This window comes from Paractinoplanes durhamensis (genome assembly GCF_016862175.1).
Classification (GTDB): domain Bacteria; phylum Actinomycetota; class Actinomycetes; order Mycobacteriales; family Micromonosporaceae; genus Actinoplanes; species Actinoplanes durhamensis.
On the sequence record NZ_BOML01000038.1, the window covers coordinates 59,818 to 77,728 of the forward strand.

The following is a 17,911-nucleotide window of genomic DNA, read 5'->3' on the forward strand; positions in this document are numbered from 1 at the left end:
AGACGAACCCGACCCACGACTTCACCGAACGTGCTCTCACCGCGATCCTCACCAACATTCACGGCAAACCCGCCGACCAGGAGCTCGGTATGCCGGCCTTGCCCACCGTCCGAAACTGACGCTCAGGTCCCGCGGGAGGTCTGTGCCGACCTCGGGACGCTCAGCCGCGCAACTGCCCCATTGACGACACAGCCAAGTCACCTCATGAAGCAGCACGCTCAACTAGTGCATCGTGATGCTGTTGTATTTACGTGATGGTGGTGTGGTTGGCTGTCCGGGTGGAGTTGACGGCCGACCAGGATGCTGAGCTGCGTGCGCTGACCACGAGTACGGAAGTCTCGGCGGCGGTCGGGACGCGGGCGCGGATCGTGTTGTGGCATGCCGAGGGCCGGCTGAAGAAGGAGATCGCGGCGTTGGCCGGGGTGTCGAGGCCGACGGTGGATCTGTGGCTGGGCCGGTACTCAGCGGACGGTGCGGCGGGGCTGCTGACCGCGAAGCCGGGTGGCCCCCGTGAGCAGGTCAGCGCTGATGTCCGGTCGTATGTGCTGGCGTTGACCCGCACGACACCCCCGAGAGAGACCGGGTTGTCGCACTGGTCGACCCGGACGATGGCCGACTATGTCACCCGCACGACCCGAGTCGGTGTCTCGCATCATTGGGTGGCGAATCTGTGGCGCGAACACGGCCTCAAACCACAGAAGCAGGGCACCTTCAAGCTGTCCAAGGACCCGGCGTTCGCGGACAAGGTCGCCGACATCGTCGGCCTCTACCTCGACCCACCCGGCGGGGCCGTCGTGCTCAGCGTGGACGAGAAGACCCAGATCCAGGCCCTGGACCGCACCCAGCCCTTGCTGCCGATCGAGTTCGACCGCTCCGAGCAACGCACCCATGACTATGTGCGGCACGGCACCACCAACCTGTTCGCCGCGCTCAACGTGACCACCGGCGAAGTGATCGGCGACTGCGTGCCGTCACGAAACGGGCCCGCGTTCCTGGCCTTCCTGAAGAAAGCCGTCGCGCCGCACGCCGGCCGGCAGATCCACGTCGTGCTGGACAACCTGTCCACTCACACCACGCCCGACGTCCGGGCCTGGCTGGACGCCAACCCGAACGTCCACTTCCATTTCACCCCGAAAGGCTCCAGCTGGCTGAACCAGATCGAGACCTGGTTCGGGATCATCACCCGCCAGGCCATCCGCCGCGGCACCTTCGCTTCGGTGCAGATCCTCATCCGAACCATCCGCGCCTACATCACGTCCTGGAACACCAATCCACGACCGTTCCAGTGGACCGCGACCACCGACGAGATCCTGGCCAAGGTCCGGCTGACCCAACGCAACATCAAGAAGCTCGTCGCAAACAACGCGAAGTAAATCGATCAGCATCACGATGCACTAGCCGATGAGAGTGCCTACGCGACTTGACGGACACACGCCAATATGCCTGCGATGAGGGCTCATCAAGAGACGAACGGAATCAATACCGACGAGATCTCCTCAAGGATGTGCCAGAGCGCCGTTACGACCGCAGTGACAAATGCAGCGACATCGACACCGAGCTCCCGGATGTCATCCGGCAGGTCGTGGATCGCACCGGGTCCTTGGATGAGCGAGATGGCCAGCGCGGCAGCGCTCAGCAGATTGCCGATCTTTGACCGCGGTGATTCATCGCTGCTCGCCGCCAGGGCGCGAGCGACCCTCTGACTCGTGTCGTCTTGCCAGTGCGCGAGCAAGATCGCGCTCTGCTCTTCCACCTCGAGCATCCTTTGGAGGAGGAGTTGCGGCGCTGGGCGCTCGGCGTTGGAGGGCCAATCGGACGCGCAACGGTAGAGGAAGAGAAGGTCGGGAATTACGGATGGCTGGCCGCCACCCTCTGGTGGCGGCCAGGACAGACCCTGGGAGCGCACCGCCGAATCGATCACTTCGCCGATTGCCGTCAACCGCTCTTCCGATTCTCGATGGAACGAATCAGTGAGTGCAGCGTTCAGGAGCGGTCGTGTGGACAAGAGGCCGCGGATACCGACACGCAGTGCGTCGAAGACGTCCCGCGTGGCGTCAGCGTGGTTCGCGGATTGCGAATCATCCGACAAGACCTTGACTCGTTCATGGATGACGCCCAATTCCGGGAGTAACCAACGCAGCGGCGCCTTAGTGTCCCAGCTTGGCGGCGGCAGGGGTACTGAGACCGCTCGTCGATCGTTTTCACTGATGACCGCCGCTTCGCGTACTTCGGCCGGTCCTCCGGAAATCTTTGGACCTGAGTCGATGTGGCCGGGTATTGGTGCCTCGGGCGGCGGTGGTCCCACCCGTGGGGTGGATTCCTGCCATCGATTGAGTCGCGGACCCTTGTCGCCCGGCCCGAGCCGCTGTAGGTACTGGTCGACCACCTGATGGGCGTGGGTCAGCTGGCTCAGCAGACCGGTGGCAGGTTCCATGACAAAACGTGCTGATCGCAGCCCGTCGACAAGTTCAGGAGAGCTCGTCCCCTGTGTCGCGGCGGTGATGTCGTCGAGTGCGGCACCCAGCCGTGCGAAGGAGGTGTGCAGAACGGCTGCCTCTTCCGCGATCTGCAGGTTGGCCTGGCCGATCCGGGCTCGAAGTCTTCCCACGCTGCCATCAACGTCACCATGATCTTGCTGCATCTGGGGACCACGATCCGAGGTGGGAACGATGCCGGTGTTGACGTAGGCGTCCCTGGTGACCTCTCCGTGCCACTCACCCTTGCCCAGCGGGAGGCCTTCCGAGCCTTCGTACCATCTAGGGGCGTCGTGCTCGAACCGGTCTGTCACGACGCATATTTTCGTCGGCGACGGCAAGGCGCACCAGGCGGATTGGATGCCATGTCGGCTAGGCGCACATCGGATGGGTGACGGCCGGGGCGGTTGTAGGCCGGCGTGGTACCCCCGCAGGAGGGGCGAGCATGCTGAGGCCGGGGGCAGGACCGCCAAGCGGGGTCGAGATCGGTGATCTTCGTTGCCGGCGTTTTCTGGCGGCTGCGCTGGCCGCGTACCTCGGCCAGCATCGGAGCCGGCCTCGCCGCACGACCGCGCCCGCAAGAACCTCGACCGCCACCCCAACTACATCCTCGACGCCTTCATGGCCTCCGGAACCTAGCCATGATCATGCCGCGACAGTTAAGACGATTACCGCACGCTCCACGTTGATGATAGGAGGGTGGTTGATCTTGGTGGCCGGCGCCTCGGCAATTGGTCCATTGGTAGTCCGGTTAAGAACACCCGAAACCTGAACCCGGCACCCGGCCGCCGCCCGAACTCGCCGCTCATCCGAAGCATCCGGCATTGCCTGCCAGGCAACGGATCACCGCCTCCGGCGACCCCGGTCATATGACCGCCGAGTGTCGATCAACTCCGTCAACGCTGCCTGCAGCTCCAGCATCACGTCGACATCGGGGCGGGTCCACGCCGGCAACTCACGGCTGCTGCCCCTCGGACCGAGCGGCACCCCGGTAGCCACGACAGCACCCAGAGCCGCGACGAATCTTCGCGCTGCCGCAACATAGGCAGTCCTGGCCAGCGACTCCTCGCGCTCCGACCTGGTCCCGCCCACGCCGAGCACCCTAAGCCACCGTCGTACACATGTTCTATCCACAGGCTGTGGATGGTGCACACGCGCCCCGTTGCTGACCCCGTCTGTCGCTAAGCCGACGAGCCTTATCGGGCGAATGTGCGCAGCCGGCAGCAGCAACTTTCGGCTGCCTGTCCTACCGTCCCGCGTGCCCGCGATTGGCGAATCTTCGATACGTGCGAGTCGCCCAGACGTCCCGGTCGGCGAAGACATGGGCGATCGGTACTGGCATCTGCACGTGCATGCAATCGTGCAGATGCCATTGCATCGATTTGCGGGTGTCGCGACGATACCTGGCGTGACGATCCACGAACGCCAGCGCAACCCACCGGCCGGCCTGCGCCTTTCACGGCTGAGGAGCCGATGGACCGGCCGCCATGTCGGACTTCTGCTGCTGACCGACATGCTGCTGCTCAGCCTCTCCACGGTCGCCGCCCAGCACGGCCAAGCCGCCATCGCCACGGTCGCCGCCGCAGCGTGCACCAGCGTGGCCGAGGAGATCGTGCGGCGCCTGTTGAAGCGCTCGCCCTAGCTGCCCCGCGCCAGCAATGTCCCGACTGCACGGCGGTGCCGAACGCCGCCGATCCCGGAACCGCCAACCCATTCCCTCAGCGGAGACCTCAATGATGAGACCCGAGGAGCCACGGCCCGAGCGCAGCGGCCGACCCGACGACGCCTACAAGATCTTCGGACGGCAGTTGCAGCAGCTACGGACCGCATGCGGCGTCTCGCCGGCGGCTGCTGCGCGCCACATCGGCGGCTCCAACGCCAAGATCAGCCGACTCGAAGGCGGCAGGACAGCCGCCAAAGACGAGGATCTCGACAAGCTGCTCAACCTCTACGGCGTCACCGACACCGCCAAACGCAGAGCGCTGCACCGATTCGCCTACCGGCTCAACGACTGGAAATCGTGGGACGCCCGCAGCGGCTGGCTCTGCTCGTACCTCGTCCTCGAAGCCGTCGCCCAGGACATTCGCACCTACGAGAACGCCTTCATCCCCGGCCTGCTGCAAACCCGTACCTACGCCACAGCGATCGTGCGGCGTCACCGCAACGACGACGAGGTCCACCGACGCGTCGAACTGCGCATGCGCCGCCAGCACGCCGTCCTCGAACAGCACACAACCCGCCTCTGGGCCATCATCGACCGCGCCGCCCTGGACGCGGACCTGCTGCACGGATGCGTCACCCGTCCGGAACAGGTCATGCGCGAGCAGATCGAGTTCCTGATCCGGTCGGCCTGCCTCAGAAACGTCACGCTCCAGGTGCTACCCCGCGGCGACAGTTTCCGCGCCGGTTTCACCACCCCCTTCTCGCTGTTGCGGCTCGACCCCAGCGTGGCCGACGTCGCCTACCTCGAGCAGATGGATCACGCCTTCTTCCTCGACGACCCCGACCGGGCTGACAGCTACCGGCAGGCGATGACCTTGCTCGGCTACCACGCCGGCGAACCCAGCACGACCCTGGAGACACTGCAGAAAGCGCTGACCGAACTACCTGTCTGAACCGCGACGAAACCAGGGTGCCAACCGCGATGGCAACGGCCACCACCTGGGCAGGCGGACGTGGTGATTGGACCGCTTACGTGCGGTCACTCGCTCTTGAAGCGCCTGTTCGAGCATGCCCGTGTCGGATTCCAGGTCCGGGTGGCCGACCTGACGTTCGAGGTCGACGACGATTTCGAGTTCCGCGATCGCCCGGTCGAGGTCCCCTCGCGCCCAGTGGATCATCGCAATATTGTTCCGACAGACCGCCTCGCCGACCCGGTTACCGACCTCACGGGCGATGGGAAGGGCTTGCCGGTAGTAGGCCAGGGCCTGGTGCAGCTCCCCGAACCGGTCGTACACGGCGCCGATGTTGTTGAGCGTGGTTGCTTCGTGGGCGCGGTCACCGACCTCCTGCTGGATGGGCAGGGCCTGCCGATAGTAGGTCAGGGCCTGGCGCAGCTCCCCGAGCCCGACGTACGCGGCGCCGATGTTGTGGAGATTGACTGCTTCGCCGGCGCGGTCACCGACCTCCCGGCTGACAGGCAGGGGCTGCTGGTAGTAGGCCAGGGCCTGGTGCAGATCGCCCAGCCCGTCGTATACGAGGCCGATGTTGTTGTGGGTGGCCGCTTCGCCGGCTCGGTCACCGACCTCCTGCTGGATGGGCAGGGCCTGCCGGTAGTAGGTCAGGGCCTGTTGCAGATCGCCCAGCCCGTCGTACACGGCGCCTATGTTGTTGAGGGTGGCCGCTTCGCCGGCCCGGTCACCGACCTCGCGGGCGATGGTCAGGGCCTGCCGGTAGTAGGTCACGGCCTGCTGTCGATCGCCGAGCCCGTTGTACACGGCGCCGATGTTGTTGTGGGTGGCCGCTTCGCCGGCCCGGTCACCGACCTCCTGCCGGATGGGCAGGGCCTGCCGGTAGCAGGTCAGGGCCCGCTGCCGATCGCCGAGCCCGTCGTACACGTGGCCGATGTTGTTCAGGATGACCGCTTCAACGGCCCGATCACCGGCCTCCCGGCTGATGGCCAGGGCCTGCCGGTAGTAGGTCAGGGCCTGCTGTCGATCCCCGAGTTCGTCGTACACGTGACCGATGTTGTTGAGGATGGTCCATTCACCGGCACGCTTGCCGATCTCCCGCTGGATTGACAGAGCCTGCTCGTAGTAGGTCAGGGCCTGCTGTCGATCCCCGAGCTCGTTGTGCACGATGCCGATGCTGGAGAGGGTGGCCGCTTCGTGAGCGCGGTCGCCGACCTCCCGGAACAGGCGTAACGCCTGCTCGTAGCTGGCCAACGCCGGCCGGGGATGCCCGGTAGCGGCTCGGCCCCAGCCCAAGGCATACAAGGCGTCGGCGTCCGGGCCCAGAGTCAACGTCGCGGCCGCCAGAGCCACAACATCGGCAAACCGAGACCGTCGCAGCCACACCCCGGCCACCTGCTGCCCGGCCTCTCGGGCGATCACCGGCTCTCGACCGGCCACCGCCAGCCGATGGACTTCCACCCACCGCGGAACCATCGCAGCCGACACGACAGGAGCCCCGGACCTCGGCTGCCTGCCCTGCCCGCTGACGCCCGTCGCTTCTGGATCGCCCGTCAATCCGGCACCCGCCACCCCACGACCGTACTGACAGCGATCAAACAAACACACCAACGATTGCCCCGATCCGGCATCCGCCCATCGGAGAAACCGCGCGGCCGCCGTGTGGCCGACGGAGGCTTACCGACGCGAATGGATGTGCGGAGGCCGCCCGGAACCTCAAGAACGACCCCAGCCGTCTCGGCGAGTCCTGGAGAAGCGCCGCGGGCACCGCCGCAGCAGAGCACGGCCGGATCCTGGCCGACTACCTCGACCGCAGCCAGAGCGAAGCGATGTGGCTGGACCGCTCCGGCAACCAATACCCGGTGACGCTACGCAACGTCAAAGGCGGTTCGCGACGATCGGATACGCCTGCGCAAGCCGGTGCTGATGACCCCCGAAGGGCACGGCCACCACCCGGTCCTCGGGTATGAGCCCGGGGTGTGACCGGGGTCGTGGTGCTCGCTAACGAACGACTCGGCAGGCCGCCGCGAACTGCGATTCGTTCGCCCAAACCGACGAACGAAGCCAGCATGTAGTCAGTTCGTAGCTACGGGGCCGGTGCTCTGATTGGGTTTCCAATCCTTCCCGTTGGCCCAGCCAGGGTTGGCCTCGGGGAACGGGTGCGTGTCGTGGGCCAGGGTGCCGGGATCGGTCTGTTCCTTGCGGCGCTGTTCGTCGACGTTGATGAGGTTGATGGCGGCGTCGTGTTTCTGGCGGAGCTCGATGAAGAGCACGTTGGCGAAACCCTTCAGCGCGCTGCCCAGGGCCTTGACGGGGTTGGTCTTGCAGTCACCGATGCCACCGAGCATGTCGGCCTCGGCGTCCAGGACGGCTTTCGCCAGTTCGATGCAGTCTTTGGCCCGGTTGTGGCCGTACTCGGCGTAGCGGTTGCGCAGGCCCTCCACGAGGGTGGCGGCGGCGATGCCCTGGTCCCCGAGCCACTTGACCTCGTCGCTGATGGCGTCGAGGTAGTTGAGATGGGCGTTCGCCTGTCGGAACCACGCGAGAGCAGCGCCGGGACTGAACCAGTTGTCGCGGACCGTGGCGATGTCGAGTTTCATCTCGTCGTAGCACTCGGTGTAGGCGTGCTGGGCGGGATACAGCAGCTCGGCCCGGTTACGGATCAGCCCGGGCAGGCTACGCCACGCCGGCAGGATGTAGTCGGTGAACGGCAGCGCACCGTCGTAGTCCCGCTGCCGCGCGATGTACTCCGTGCACAACATGTCCTCGCCGTACTGTTCGACGAAGTGGTCCAGTTCGTCGCCGACCATGCCCGCCGAGAAGTTGATACCCGCCGGGTTGCTGACGGTGCACGGCATCAGGGTGTCGGAGTCGCCGGCCATCCGCTCGGCGTTCAGTTTCTTGAACTCGTCGGTGTTGTCCGGCCGGGTGAAGACGGTCGGCGAGTCGAAGTAGGGTGCTCCGCCGTCGGTGCCGGGCTTGTAGACACCGGTGGACGTGTAGCCGCCACCGTAGGCGGCCAGGAACGGCGAGACGTACTCGTTCTGCAGGTCGAAGTTGAGCGCCACCTGCTGATCGGTGTCGGTGTAGTCGGCAGCGACTTTCAGGATCGCCGCGGCGTGCTCGCCGGTGTGCTCACTGATCAGCTGCGCCTCGGCGGCGCGGTGTTCCAGGCCGAGGGCCCACCGGTCCCGCCACGTCGCCGACCAGGGCAGCTCACCCCAGGCGCCCTCCGGGACGGTACCCACGTACAGCAGGTAGTTGCGCAGCGCGTTGTAGATCGCGGCGTCCTCGAACTGCTCGCGGCCGTACCTCTGCAGCGCTTGCACCGCCACCTGCAACGGCTGACTCATGACTGCCTCGCCCACGCGCGAAGGTATTCCGGCGTCTCGCCGTACCGCGCCTCGTTCTCTGCACGCCGGCGATCGGTGTATTCCCTCGCGGCTGCGATCAGCGCAGATCGGATCTCGGCCGCCACTTCCCGCTCGTCACGGTTGCTCAGGGAACCCTGCCGCAGCCGGACATCGATCTCACCGCTGTGCGGATCACGCACCACGCTGATCCAGCTATTGGTCGAATAGGCCCGGATCCCGTAGCCGCCCGGCTCCGGTTCTGTCGGCAACTCCGGCTCCATAATTTCCCCCGTTCCTCAGCGCTCCCCGTCATGCGGTGAGGCCGGCTTTCGTCGCAGCGTCGGCAACACCGTCGGCAAACCGCAACGCCGCTTCCCGGCCGGTCTTGCCCTGGTAGTAGGCCGTGGCGTCGACGCCGACCACCCGGCCGTTCTCGCCCGCCGTCCCCAGGTGCACGCCAACAGCAGGATCGGCATTATCGGTGACACAGCGCAGCGTGTAGGGCGCCACAGCCGCCGCCGACGGCTGCGGACCGGCGCTCCCGCAGTCTGCGTCGAGCGCGTTGCGCACCGCCCCCAGTTGCCACTGCGGCAGCTTCACACCGGTCGGATCGAGCGGGTCGCCCGGCATGACCTGCACCGTCAGCTGCAACTGCAGCTCGAATTCGCTACCCGCAGAGGCGCCCCGGGCCCGGCAGAGCAACTGATCGCCGTCGGGCACCGCGTTGTCCAGATCGGTGACATCCCGGACAACCGTGGCGGGGATCCGGGACAGGACGGCATCGCAGTCGGCAGGCAGCGGGCCCGGCACATAGGAACTCGCCGCTGCCTGCGGCGACGCCGCACCGCTCTCGACACCCGGGCCCGGCTGCTCACCACCCGTGCAGCCCGCGAGCCCGGCAACCAACCCGGCCACCGCCACCCAGCAGGCCCCGTGCGCCACCGACATACGAGCACTCACCACTGCTCGACCGAGGGCACGATCTCGGCGTAGGTGCGCTGGTAGGCCTGGGTCCGGGCGGCCAGGACCAGCCGGACACAGGCGTTGATCTGCCGTTCGAGCGACTGCTCCGAACGGCCGGCCAGCGCTCCCTCGCGGAGGAAGACGTCGATGTGGCCGGTGCCCGATATCCGGATCGACACCGAACCGTCGGGGGAGGAGCGCTCCACAGACATGGTCGTCAATGCGTCACCCAGCGCCCCCACACCAGCCTCCTCGACCAGACCACCACAAACCGAACCCGCGACCCTACGTCCAGAGTAGGGAGCGTTCGCCAATCCGCGCTGTCCCACCTCGGCGGGCCCAGGCAGTGCGCGCACCACAAACCGGACCTGGACGAAAATCCGGTCAGAGATGTTTTTGATCCAGCTGAGGCACCCGTCGTCGACCTGCGCGAACGGTTTGCCGTAGATCCGTCGTGAGGCTGCGTCGGGCGTGGTGGCCTCGCGAATGACGAGGTCGGTGAAGTGGCACGTGCGAGGACCGGCGCACAGGCGAAGCCCGTACCCACCGCGCCCTGACCGCAGGGTTGAGGTGCCCGTCACGGATAAGGTCTCACGATTCAGCGGTGACTTCGTCATCGGTGTCGAGCTGGGCTGCAACGTCGTTCGTACCTTCGCCCGAACGGCAACAGCCACCGACCTCGGAGAGTGGTACGAACTGTCAGGGGGTACCCGCATGTCGAGTCAAGGGCACGCACGAAGTCCTTCGCCGCGTCGCAGGAGGCGACGAAGCCTGCCGTTGTAGGCGGCGCCCGACATTTCCAGACGTGCTCCGAGCTGAGCGGTGGATTCCTCGGGATGCTGGATCCGTACACGGAGCACCTCGGTTTCGGTGGCCGAGCAGTCGCCACCGGCGAGCAGGGCGACGGCGATCGGAATCGCGCGCGTAGCCATGGCGGCGCGCCGAGTCTCGCGGCCGCCTGTTCCGTTGCGACGCCCCTGCTCGGAGAGCCACTGCGGGCCGCGGGAGCGCCCACTAGCGGCTGACGCTGCTCCGGCTCTTTCCCCCCGGGCGCTACGCCAGGCCGGATCATGTGCGGGGCCAAGTTCCGGGCGGTTCAACTCGGCCCGTCGCGAGGCCTGCTGCCGCCGGAGATCACGCTCGCGCCAATCAGCAGGAATGTTGTCCATGAGCATCTTCTGCACGACGGGGAGATCTCCGGCAACCGCACGGTCCCTCTGGTGGCTGATCCAGCGGCGCGTGCGGTCCCTGGCCTTCTGGGCGCTGACCCTGGCTGCGTGGTCGACAGGATCGAAATACGGCCCCTCAACGCTGGTGAGCTCTACGGCTGCGAGGTAAGCGCGGCGCCACCTGTCAGGCAGCATCCCGACGGTGGAAGTCCCCATTTTCACTCCCGGATCTGGCTCGTACTGGGTCATTGATCGCGGGCCCAAACGTGAAATACCCGCGATTGGTGCCCAATCTTCTATCACGGGAAGCTCGGCACGATCGAGCGCATCATCCGTTTGGTGGCGCTGCACCCATGCGTTATACGGGCGATCAAACCGGTTGGCGCCAGTGGGCATCTGACGAGCTGGCGGTAGTGCCCGGCACTACCGGCGCCTGAGGATCGTTCGCGTATGGGTGCACCACTCGCAGCGGCAATCCCCCAGGCACGCCAACGAAAAGAACCGCTCTGAACTGCTAGAAGAAGCAAGAATGGAGACCTTTGGAAAGCTGATCGACCCGCTGTCGCACACCCGGTTGGTCGACCACTTTTGTGTGACTGCGAGAAATGGCTGTAGCTGGTTAGCTTCTTTCAGCCCACCGGGGCCAGGGAATTGCGGATCAAGATTATCTGCTGACCCGGCCGACGCACGTGGCGCCGCCCCAGACAGTTGAGCAGCCCGACATTTGAGAGGTACCTGCGTTGAGGATCAAGAAGAAGACCGTCGCCGTCGTTGTCGCCGCCGCGATCGGCTCCGTGGCCGTCGGTGGTGCTGCTTGGGCCTGGATCGCGGCCACGGGTAGCGGTTCCGCTTCCGCCACGACCACCGCTACGGCCGGAACGGTGGCCCTCACCGGGTCCGCGACCATCGCCGACTTGGACACCCCGGCGCCGGTCACGATCAACGGCACAGCCACCCAGAACAACCGGCACATCAGCACCGTGACTGTCTCCATCAACGCCTCGACGTCGTCGGGCCTGCCGGCCGGTTGTCTCCCGGCCTGGTTCGAGGTGCGTCAGGGCAGCGATCCCTTCGGGGCCTCGGTCACCGTGACGCAGCCGCACACCTTCGCGGTCGGAGGCACCGAAGAAACCAACATCGTTACGGGCGTTCAGGTCCAGTTGAAGAACGTCGACGCCGACCAGAGTGCTTGTGTCGGAAGCGGCCCGCTCACCAATCTCCTCACTCTCTCTGCTTCTTAGGGTCCCGCCGGGCGTGGCCGGCCACCAGGTCGGCCCCGCCCGACGTGAGAGGAGGACTTGCGATGTTTGAGGTTCGTGTTCCCGCCACCAGGGCAGCCGCCCGGAGAGTGGGCATCGTGACGGTCGCCGTTCTCGGCGCCCTGACCCTGACGGTGTCCGCATATGCGTGGATCAACGCGGGTTCCTCGACTGGCAACGGAACAGTCTCGACCGGCGGACCCATCAGGTCGGTTGAGATAGCTGGTCCCAGCCCCATCGTTCTCGCCTTGGACCAGCCGGTCGACCTCTCCGGGGCGATCGTCAACGACAACACCTTCAAGATCTCGATCGCCAGGATCAAGGTGACGATCACGGGGATCAGGCCGGCCAGTCCGGCCTGCAGCATCACGCCGGGAGTGAATTTCTTCCTCACCGACGCGGTCGCGAATCCCGGCCAGTACTTCACGGCAGATGGCAGCTCCGGACCAGGTGCCGGCATCGGCGACTGGCAGGGCGGAAAGATCGAATTCCGCAGCAGCCCCAACTTCGATCAGACCCCATGCCTGAACAAGACGATCAGTCTGCGCTACACGGCCATAGCACCGTGAGCTGACAAGAGGTAACTGATGAGACTTCGTCCGAGGAAGGTACGACGAGCCGGGTGGCTCGTTGTACTAGCGACCGCGAGCCTAGCCGCGACGGCTGCGGGGGCCACGGCGTACGGGTACATTACCCCCGCCACGTCCACCGGCTGGGGCGTGGTCGCCGTCTCGGGCGATATCGATACGTCGGAGTCGCCGTCGCCCTCTCCATCTCGGTCGACACCGACGGAGAGCGCCTCACCGTCCACGATCACGCCGTCCTCGCCTCAGCCGCCGCAACAATCTCCGGCCCCCACGCTGCCGCCAGCCAGCGCGTCCGACGACGTCGCGGATGTCGAACAACTGGTTTCCCCACCAGCGGACGAGGCAACCTCCGGCGGAACAATACCGGAGAAACCAGCGCCGAATGAACCATCGTCAACTCCGTCCCCACAGCTGTCATCCCCGGCCCCGACCCCGACACCTTCAGCATCCGCCAGTACCGAAACGTCCGACCCGGAAGCCCTGGACACTCCAATCCCCTAATACGCAGCAGCCGCCCCCGCATGACCGGTGTCGTTAGCGCGTCGCCCCGGAAGCCGCCAAGAGACCCTGGCGAACGTGAGTTGTCAAACGACAAGTGCCATCGCCGGGGACCCCACTCGACGCGGGCTCACCGGTCCCTATCCCCAACGCACGAGATAGGGCGCCGCCTGCTCACAGGTGTTGTCTGATCCAGGTGAGGCAGTCGCGGTCGACCTGTGCGAACGGTTTGCCGTAGATCTTTCGGGAGGCTGCGTCTTCCTTGGTGGCTTCGCGCAGGACGAGGTCGGTGAAGTGGAACATGGCGGCTTCGCCGTAGCGTGCGGCCATGCAGCTGGTCGCGGCGTAGCCCATGGCATACAGCCCATCCACGGAGTTGCGTTCGCTGCCGGCGCGGACCGAGCTGGCCATGATGGAGCGCGGCGGGTTGGAGCTGCGGAAGGCGCGTTGCAGCGTGGAACGGTGGTAGGTCTGCTGCGCTGGGCGGCCGTTCTGCCCGATGTACTCGGCGATGCCTTCGCGGAGCCATTGGTTGCGGTCGTTGAAGAGGAACTCGAGGGGGTTGTCCGGGGGTTGGGCGCCGATCATGGTCAGTACGTGGCCCATCTCGTGGCGGATGACGATCTGGGCGTCCTCGGTTCCGTCGAGGACCTGGCTGGCGTGCAGGACGACGTCCATGCCGGTGCCGGCGACTTCCCAGGCGTAGCCGATGGCCCATTCCGGCTGGTCGCCGTTGAACCAGGTGGCCCAGTCGTGGTCGTCGGCGAGGAAGATCCGGTAGCGGTCCTGGGCGGTGCGTAGGTGGTTGCCGAAGCGGTCGATGTCGACGGCGGCCTGGTCCGCGAGCGCAATGACCTGTGGAATGTCCGCGGCTCGGCTGGCGGAGGCGGCTACGACGACGCGTTTGCCTTCGGTGATGACCAGTTGGTCGTCGGCCCAGGGTGCGCCTTTGACGTTGTAGATGGTGGTGGGGTTGAAGTCGACGACGGAGATGACCTGCCGGCCGCCGGCGGTGGTGAGGGTGACCCGTTTGACCATTTTCGGCTGGTTGAAGGCGGTGGGGCAGGGGCTGCCTTGGAAGCAGTAGGAGAAGCCGACGTAGAAGTCGGTGCCGCCGACTTCTCCGGGTGGTGGGACGGCGAGGGCTTCGGCGTGGTTGATCCTCATGGCGCGCAGGGTGCGGAACAGGGTGCGGTACTGCTCGCGATACTGGGGCTGGGACGGATCGATCAGGTCGAGCCATGCCTGCTCGTTGTCGCCGAGCAGCGCGTCGACCTGGGCCTGGGCGATCTTCCAGGCCTGGTCCTCGGGATCCAGCGGTTGTCCGCCGCCGGTGGCTGAGGTCGCGGTGGTGGGCTTGTCGGGTGCCGAGCCGATGGCCTGTACGGCGATGACACCGCCGCCGACCAGGATCACGGCGGCAGCGGCCAGGGCGATGAAGACCCGGCTGACACGTCGGCCTCGGCCCGTGCCGGGGCCGGGTTCCCCGCTTCCGGCAGCCCTTATTGGAGTGGCGGCAGGGTTCGTGGCCGTCGTCGGGGTCCTGACCGGTCCGGGGGAGTAGGCAGCTCCGCGAATGGGCGCCGCAACGGGGGGAGCTGACGCAGGAAGGTCCGCGCGCTGGCCGGCGGTGTCAGCGGGATCGTGTGCCGCAGTGCCGGGGTGGTGGGGGTCCCGCTGGTTTTCGGCTGGTGTTGGCCGCATCCACTGGTGATGGTCGTCAGTCATTTTGGGTCCCCTGTGATTTGTGCTGAGCCGCCACGGTGACGACGGCGAGCCGTCAGCCGCAGGCCCGTCGATCGACTGGCCTGTGGCCGTGTTATGCCGTCGGCAGCTGCGAGCCGGGCGGGCGGCGCGCAGCGGCACGCGGCATCGGTTCGGCGCATTAACCCGTCTCGGTCGGTTAGTGGACTATCCGACGGTGGTCTTGAAGTAGGTGGTGCAGGTCTTTTCGACCGCGGCGAAGGAGCGGTCGAACGCGTGCCGGGCGGCCTGCTCGAGGCTCTCACCGTCGCGCAGCTTGGCGGTGACGAAACGCATCGTCTTGGTCTGGCCGTAGCGGTCGGCCATGCAGGCGACGGCGAGGTAGCCGTAGCCGTACAGCCGATCGACGTCGGTGTCGGTGGAGTGATCGTCGAGCGGGGCCAGCAGCAGGGTGGTGGGGGCTGCGCCGGCTCGCCGCAGTGCCGCCACCCGGCCGGTGGATGCGGGCGGCGTGGGGGTGTGGGCGATGTACTCGGCGACGCCTTCTTCCAGCCAGGAGTCGATGTCGAAGACCGCGTCGGCGGTGTGGTCGGTGCCGCCGAGGGTGACGACGTGCCCGAACTCGTGCCGCAGGATCTCCACCAGGTCGCCGCGGCCGGGCGCAGCGCTCATCTTCACCACGACGTCGGCGCCGAGCTTGCCGGTGGGGCTGGCGTACCCGGCGGCGTAGCGCGGCACCGTACCCCAGGCTGCCCATTCGTTGTCGCCGGCGAGGTAGACGCGGTAGCGCTGTGGTTTGTAGCCGGTGTCACCGGCGAACCGGTCCGCGACCGTGGCGGCTTGGTCGGCGGCGGCCACTGCCTCGGCCATGCGGCCGGTCTGGCCGGCCGGTGCGGCCACGACCACCCGTTTGCCGCGGGCGAACATGAGTTCGGTGTTCTGCCAGGGGGTGGGCCGGTAGTACTCGGTCGCCTTGACGGCGACGATCCGGTACGCCCCGTCGCGTTTGTCCAGGCGGATGCGCTGGCCGATCGCCGACCCGATACGCAGCGGGTCAGTGCGGGAGTCGTATCGGGTGCACGTGGCGACCGCGACGCAGTAGCCGATGGTGAAGTCCAGCTCGATCCAGCTTGCTCCCCAGTTCTCGTACGGTCCGGGCGAGGTCACGAAGTACTCCCAGCCGCTGACGTCCAGCGCCCGCATCGCCGTGTACAAGCGGCGGTAATAGTCGCGTAGCTGCGGCTGGGCGGGGTCGACCGCGGCAAGCCAGCCCTGCTCGTCACCGCGCAGCAGCGCGGCAGCCTGGGTGTCGAGGGCTTTCTTGGCCGCCGGCCAGGAGCCTTTCTTGCCCTGCTCGGTGGCCCACTGGTCGACCTTGGCCTGCTCCCGTGCGGTGGCGTGATCGACGTACCAGTTCCGGAAGACGACCGTGCCGGCGCACAGCAGCAGCACGGTCGAGACGATCCCTGCGACGATCCAGTCCCGGCGTCGCCGCCGAAGCTGCGCCTGCAGCTCGTCAGGATCAGGTTGGACCTCGCCGGGGTTCGGCTGTTCACCGATGTCGTCGTGGGCCGGTTCCGGTCGGGTGATCTCGCCGGGCCTCCAGGACGGTGTTCCCGGTTTGGCCCAGGCCGACGGCTGGTGTTCGTCGCTCATCGCAGAAGGATCCCCCGGGCGGTGATGGACAGCTGTGACGCGGACGCGATGCACCGCCTTGCTCCGGCCGCACTCACCGGGCGACCTTCGCCGGCGCGGCTACGGTGTGCTGACGTCCGACGGCCGCCAACAGTACCGAAACGATCGACAAATATAAGTACGCACGCGCGTACCCGTTGCACAGGACCCACTGGGCCCGAAGTCCCCGCAGGCCGGACAGCGCGCACCATCGGGGCCGCCCAGCGGGCCGCCGCGTGGACAGTCACGGTCGGCGGAAGCTCGTTCGCTGGGGTTGACATACCGGGTGGCGTCGGCACGATGGGTTGTCTGGTACGCATTGCAGTCTTCTGTCCGTGACGACGTTGGCGGCAACTCATGATCAGCGGAATGCCGAGGCTGACTCGATGGCTGCATTGACCCGCCACGGCACGCCGGTGGCCTCGGTGTTCGATCTGCTCGGCGCCACGGAGAACGACCTCACGGCGGCACTGGGGTTCACGCTGGCCCGGGCGCCGGCGCTGCTCGAAGCTGTCGTACGACGGGTATTTCCTGGTGCGACCGCCGCTGACCTGGACGCAGCCTCACTCGCGGTGGAGGTGCGCGGCGAGGTCGGGCGTACCGACCTGGAGATCACCCTCCCCGGGGCGCTGTTGATTGTCGAGGCGAAACGCGACTGGCTGCTGCCCACCCACGCGCAGCTCCGTGCCTACGCACCACGCGTGCGTAAGCGCGGCGACGGCGCACTCATCACGCTGTCGCAAGCGAGCAGGGAACTCGCACAGCTGCAGACTCCCTCGCAGGTGGACGGGGTGCCGGTCATCCACGTGAGCTGGCGGGACGTGCTGACCGACCTGCGTGCCATCCGCGTCGAACGCCGGGGTCAGGAGCGGCTCTGGCTCGACCAGCTGAACACCTACCTGCGGAGAGTGGTGCACTTGAGGCCCGTTGCCGACAGCTGGACGTACTGCGTCGTACTCAACGACGAACGCCCCGGTAACGGCGGCGACCACACCTTCCGCGAGTTCGTCACCGACGAGCACGCCTACTTCCATCCCTACGGGGTCGGCGGCTGGCCGACCGAGCCACCGAACTTCATGGCATTCCGATGGCACGGCGCAGTACACCGTATCCACCGCGTCCTGCGAGCCGACGTTCTACCGAGCCTGCTCGACCGCTGGCCGGATATCCCCGCCACCGCAGACACCGTGCGTCCACACGCCGTCTACGACCTGGGCCCACAACTCCCGCCCACCGAGCCGATCCCCAGCGGAGCCTCCTACCGGGCCTCGCGCCTGTGGGTACTGCTCGACCAGCTTCAGACGGCACCGACCCTGGCCGCAGCCCTCGCCGGCAGCAAGAGCCTCGCCGACACCGACTGAGCGACCCCCGCGACCGCCCCCCGAACCTCAGTTTCGCTGCCTTCGCGCCCGCACAGCGGGACATGAGAGGTGTGCAGGCGAGGTCGGAGAACCTCGCTGCCGCCGACACCCCTGGCAAGCAGGCGTGCCCGCTCCAAGGGTCCGCGGCGATCGGCTGCGTCGAGCGATCCATGCCCGCGATCAGTAACGATCGATGAATCGGCGGTTGACGATGTTCGTTACCCTAAGCGTTCGACGGA

At 66.7% G+C, this 17,911-nt stretch carries 14 protein-coding genes; 6 read left to right on the top strand and 8 right to left on the bottom strand.

From position 1 onward, the window contains the following. Positions 1-278: 278 nt before the first annotated feature. Entirely contained in the window at positions 279-1,373 is a 1,095-nt protein-coding gene (locus tag Adu01nite_RS23685; protein WP_203729688.1) for an IS630 family transposase, read from the top strand. An 86-nt stretch (positions 1,374-1,459) separates the two neighbouring features. On the opposite strand, the gene Adu01nite_RS23690 is transcribed toward Adu01nite_RS23685, so the two are convergent. Continuing rightward, positions 1,460-2,788: a hypothetical protein gene (locus tag Adu01nite_RS23690; RefSeq protein WP_203729320.1), complete on the bottom strand. Its 1,329-nt coding sequence runs from the start codon at positions 2,786-2,788 to the stop codon at positions 1,460-1,462. A 1,094-nt stretch (positions 2,789-3,882) separates the two neighbouring features. Between Adu01nite_RS23690 and Adu01nite_RS23695 the strand changes: the two genes are divergently transcribed. Both Adu01nite_RS23695 and Adu01nite_RS23700 read left to right on the top strand, forming a co-directional pair. Continuing rightward, entirely contained in the window at positions 3,883-4,116 is a 234-nt protein-coding gene (locus Adu01nite_RS23695) for a hypothetical protein (protein ID WP_203729322.1), read from the top strand. Positions 4,117-4,210: 94 nt separating this feature from the next. After that, a complete protein-coding gene (locus Adu01nite_RS23700; protein ID WP_203729324.1) occupies positions 4,211-5,089 on the top strand; it encodes a helix-turn-helix domain-containing protein in 879 nt (292 codons plus the stop codon). On the opposite strand, the gene Adu01nite_RS23705 is transcribed toward Adu01nite_RS23700, so the two are convergent. From Adu01nite_RS23705 to Adu01nite_RS23725, 5 genes are all read right to left on the bottom strand, one after another. Next, the gene (locus Adu01nite_RS23705) at positions 5,078-6,676 is read right to left on the bottom strand and encodes a tetratricopeptide repeat protein (protein ID WP_239132648.1); all 1,599 of its coding nucleotides are present in this window, start codon (positions 6,674-6,676) and stop codon (positions 5,078-5,080) included. The genes Adu01nite_RS23700 and Adu01nite_RS23705 overlap by 12 nt on opposite strands. Positions 6,677-7,179: 503 nt before the next feature. After that, positions 7,180-8,457: a hypothetical protein gene (locus tag Adu01nite_RS23710; RefSeq protein WP_203729326.1), complete on the bottom strand. Its 1,278-nt coding sequence runs from the start codon at positions 8,455-8,457 to the stop codon at positions 7,180-7,182. Then, the gene (locus tag Adu01nite_RS23715; protein ID WP_203729328.1) at positions 8,454-8,738 is read right to left on the bottom strand and encodes a hypothetical protein; all 285 of its coding nucleotides are present in this window, start codon (positions 8,736-8,738) and stop codon (positions 8,454-8,456) included. Before Adu01nite_RS23715 ends, Adu01nite_RS23710 begins: the two co-directional genes overlap by 4 nt. 28 nt (positions 8,739-8,766) lie before the next feature. Further along, the gene (locus tag Adu01nite_RS23720; RefSeq protein ID WP_203729330.1) at positions 8,767-9,405 is read right to left on the bottom strand and encodes a hypothetical protein; all 639 of its coding nucleotides are present in this window, start codon (positions 9,403-9,405) and stop codon (positions 8,767-8,769) included. An 8-nt stretch (positions 9,406-9,413) separates the two neighbouring features. Then, entirely contained in the window at positions 9,414-9,641 is a 228-nt protein-coding gene (locus Adu01nite_RS23725) for a hypothetical protein (protein ID WP_203729332.1), read from the bottom strand. Positions 9,642-11,329: 1,688 nt separating this feature from the next. Here Adu01nite_RS23725 and Adu01nite_RS23730 point away from each other — a divergent pair. Together Adu01nite_RS23730 and Adu01nite_RS23735 are read left to right on the top strand one after the other, a co-directional pair. Beyond that, positions 11,330-11,830 carry a hypothetical protein gene (locus Adu01nite_RS23730; RefSeq protein WP_203729334.1) on the top strand — a complete coding sequence of 167 codons (501 nt, stop codon included), beginning with the start codon at positions 11,330-11,332 and terminating at the stop codon, positions 11,828-11,830. A 116-nt stretch (positions 11,831-11,946) separates the two neighbouring features. Continuing rightward, complete coding sequence (locus tag Adu01nite_RS23735) at positions 11,947-12,417, top strand: hypothetical protein (protein WP_203729336.1); 471 nt, start codon at positions 11,947-11,949, stop codon at positions 12,415-12,417. Positions 12,418-13,107: 690 nt separating this feature from the next. Here Adu01nite_RS23735 and Adu01nite_RS23740 read toward each other — a convergent pair. Together Adu01nite_RS23740 and Adu01nite_RS23745 are read right to left on the bottom strand one after the other, a co-directional pair. After that, entirely contained in the window at positions 13,108-14,349 is a 1,242-nt protein-coding gene (locus tag Adu01nite_RS23740; RefSeq protein ID WP_203729338.1) for a hypothetical protein, read from the bottom strand. Between the two features lie 495 nt (positions 14,350-14,844). Then, positions 14,845-16,293: a collagenase gene (locus tag Adu01nite_RS23745; RefSeq protein ID WP_203729340.1), complete on the bottom strand. Its 1,449-nt coding sequence runs from the start codon at positions 16,291-16,293 to the stop codon at positions 14,845-14,847. 404 nt (positions 16,294-16,697) lie between these two features. Between Adu01nite_RS23745 and Adu01nite_RS23750 the strand changes: the two genes are divergently transcribed. After that, entirely contained in the window at positions 16,698-17,672 is a 975-nt protein-coding gene (locus Adu01nite_RS23750; protein ID WP_203729342.1) for a hypothetical protein, read from the top strand. The last annotated feature ends 239 nt before the right edge of the window (positions 17,673-17,911 follow it).

Excerpts from the sequence above, each read along its gene's own strand:
- Adu01nite_RS23700 (WP_203729324.1), top strand. The coding sequence starts at position 4,211 with ATGAGACCCGAGGAGCCACGGCCCGAGCGCAGCGGCCGACCCGACGAC.
- Adu01nite_RS23710 (WP_203729326.1), bottom strand. The coding sequence starts at position 8,457 with ATGAGTCAGCCGTTGCAGGTGGCGGTGCAAGCGCTGCAGAGGTACGGC.
- Adu01nite_RS23715 (WP_203729328.1), bottom strand. The coding sequence starts at position 8,738 with ATGGAGCCGGAGTTGCCGACAGAACCGGAGCCGGGCGGCTACGGGATC.
- Adu01nite_RS23720 (WP_203729330.1), bottom strand. The coding sequence starts at position 9,405 with ATGTCGGTGGCGCACGGGGCCTGCTGGGTGGCGGTGGCCGGGTTGGTT.
- Adu01nite_RS23745 (WP_203729340.1), bottom strand. The coding sequence starts at position 16,293 with ATGAGCGACGAACACCAGCCGTCGGCCTGGGCCAAACCGGGAACACCG.
- Adu01nite_RS23750 (WP_203729342.1), top strand. The coding sequence starts at position 16,698 with ATGGCTGCATTGACCCGCCACGGCACGCCGGTGGCCTCGGTGTTCGAT.